Origin of the sequence: Microcystis sp. M53598_WE2, from assembly GCF_030067735.1 — a bacterium.
GTDB lineage: Bacteria > Cyanobacteriota > Cyanobacteriia > Cyanobacteriales > Microcystaceae > Microcystis > Microcystis aeruginosa.
This window is the reverse complement of sequence record NZ_JASJFE010000930.1, coordinates 1-1856: the sequence shown is the minus strand read 5'-3', so window position 1 is coordinate 1856 and position 1856 is coordinate 1. Positions and strand designations below refer to the sequence as shown.

The 1856-nt window shown below is 38.7% G+C and carries 4 protein-coding genes; all 4 read right to left on the bottom strand.

The features are described from left to right. Positions 1-15 precede the first annotated feature (15 nt). Positions 16-387 carry a hypothetical protein gene (locus PX636_RS18980; RefSeq protein ID WP_002797213.1) on the bottom strand — a complete coding sequence of 124 codons (372 nt, stop codon included), beginning with the start codon at positions 385-387 and terminating at the stop codon, positions 16-18. Positions 388-771: 384 nt separating this feature from the next. Then, on the bottom strand, positions 772-1239 hold the full coding sequence (locus PX636_RS18975) for a nucleotide exchange factor GrpE (RefSeq protein ID WP_288118302.1): 468 nt from the start codon (positions 1237-1239) through the stop codon (positions 772-774). Between the two features lie 2 nt (positions 1240-1241). Beyond that, on the bottom strand, positions 1242-1628 hold the full coding sequence (locus PX636_RS18970) for a J domain-containing protein (protein WP_242029970.1): 387 nt from the start codon (positions 1626-1628) through the stop codon (positions 1242-1244). After that, on the bottom strand, positions 1628-1856 hold a 229-nt coding region (locus PX636_RS18965; protein WP_288118300.1), incomplete at its 5' end, for a hypothetical protein. The genes PX636_RS18965 and PX636_RS18970, both read right to left, overlap by 1 nt.

Sequence of the window (1856 nt, the reverse complement as noted above, 5' to 3'; positions counted from 1 at the left end):
GTAAGAAAATCAGATTTAATGAACTACCCCGCAAGTTAGGGGACAAGAAGCATAAACAGCTTGATGAGAGGTTTTTACCTCACCGTGTAACCAGTGCAGCCAGCTAACTTCATGGGGATGAACACCTTTTGCTGTTAATAAAGCGGCACTAATTAGGATAGCCAAAATATTAATACCAATAATCATTCCCGCAACTAAAAGCACGGAACTAATCGGTAAAACTGACTGTAAGATAATCGCCGACAATGCTCCCACTGTCATCATTAATACTACTAAAGGAAATCCCACTACTAATAAACAGACAGTGAGGACGAAACTCCAGAGAAGAAAGCTTTTTAGCATTGCTAAAGAAACGTGGCCCCAGTTATTTCTTGCGGTTAATTGCATCTTCCTGACCTCTTACAAACTTGGTGGTCTAACTTTTCTGCACGTCGGCTCAAAGTTGATGAAAACCAGTATAGGGAAAACACCGAAGAAGATGAGCTATTCGCAATATAAATTTACAATCATCGCTGATCATCTATGTTATATGTATCGAACTATTACAAGAATCGGCGAGAGGTATCGAAAACTTTACAATCAGTTTCTCTTGATCCCCAATACAATTTCCTGCTGAAATCCCTGATCCCCGTCGCTAATCCTTTCTTGTGTCCCTGCCGTCAGATTTTGCCTCGTCTCGTTGTAACAAATATTTACAAGTACCTCTAGAATTCTCAGAAAATAGGTGGACGGGAGCACCGGAGTGGGGGGTGGGAAGTGGCAAGGGGTTATCTATTCTTGTTTAGATGTAATAACCTCCATCGGTCTGAGTAATTTATCCTCGATTGTAAATCCCTGCCTGACTATTTTTGTGATCGTCTGTTCTTCCAAATCGGGGCGTATTTCTCGAGCGACCACCTGACAGATAGTAAAATCTGGCTGATCAGCGGATAGTTCTATTTTCAGCACCTGACGTTTTTCTAGAATACTTAATAATTTTGTCTGTACACTTTTTAAAGATTTCGGTAATCTTTTCCAGACTCGATCATCTGGTTCGTGTCGATATTCTAAATAATTTAATAACGATTCGAGGGTATCAAATACCTCTAATAGTTCTAAAAAAATCTGTTCTTTTTCCGAGCGATTGTTCTCTCCTTGCTGCCGTAAAGCTTGTTTTAAACTTGCCTCCTCTTTGGTTAAATTTATAATTAGGCTTAATAATTTGTTTCTATCTTCTTCGCTAATTTTGTAATTATTCATCCTTATTCCTCCAAAAAATTAAGGTCTTTGAGTATCGATGAAGCCAGTTCGCCAGCAACTTTTTTAAGTTGTTCTTGATCGTAATTATTAATATCATCCATGGTATTTAAGATTTCTAAAGATGGTAAAGGTTCAGACAATTCCGAGAAAGACATGGTTTTCAAGCGTTGAACCAGAGGGAGATGAGGACGTAAATAATCCGCAACTATCCTATCTTGAGGATTCATTAATATCTTACGCGCTTTAGCTATGCTATCCATAGAATACCTACGGCGTTTCATAGCTAGACCGAAAGCTTTAGTGATTTCGGCAGTGGAAGCGGCGGGGGAAATTTCTAGAATATCGTAAGGATTACTATCTAAATTATCGTACATTAATCTAACTCCCATTAAATAATATGAAATAGTTTATAGACTTCTCGAAACTCTGGAGCATCTGGGCATAATTCGTAAGCCGATCTAACAAGTTCTATTAGTAATTCTTGGGGTAATTTTTGATAATTTTCTCTTAAAAGATCGAGACAGAATTGGGCGGTAAGGTGACGGAGTTTTTGTGATCTCGATCGTTTCGCCTTTTTGATCGCCTCAGAAAATTGATTGCGCTCCATCAATCGCCCT

Coding starts and splice junctions, on each gene's coding strand:
- PX636_RS18975 (WP_288118302.1), bottom strand. CDS start 1,239: ATGAATAATTACAAAATTAGCGAAGAAGATAGAAACAAATTATTAAGC.
- PX636_RS18970 (WP_242029970.1), bottom strand. CDS start 1,628: ATGGGAGTTAGATTAATGTACGATAATTTAGATAGTAATCCTTACGAT.
- PX636_RS18980 (WP_002797213.1), bottom strand. CDS start 387: ATGCAATTAACCGCAAGAAATAACTGGGGCCACGTTTCTTTAGCAATG.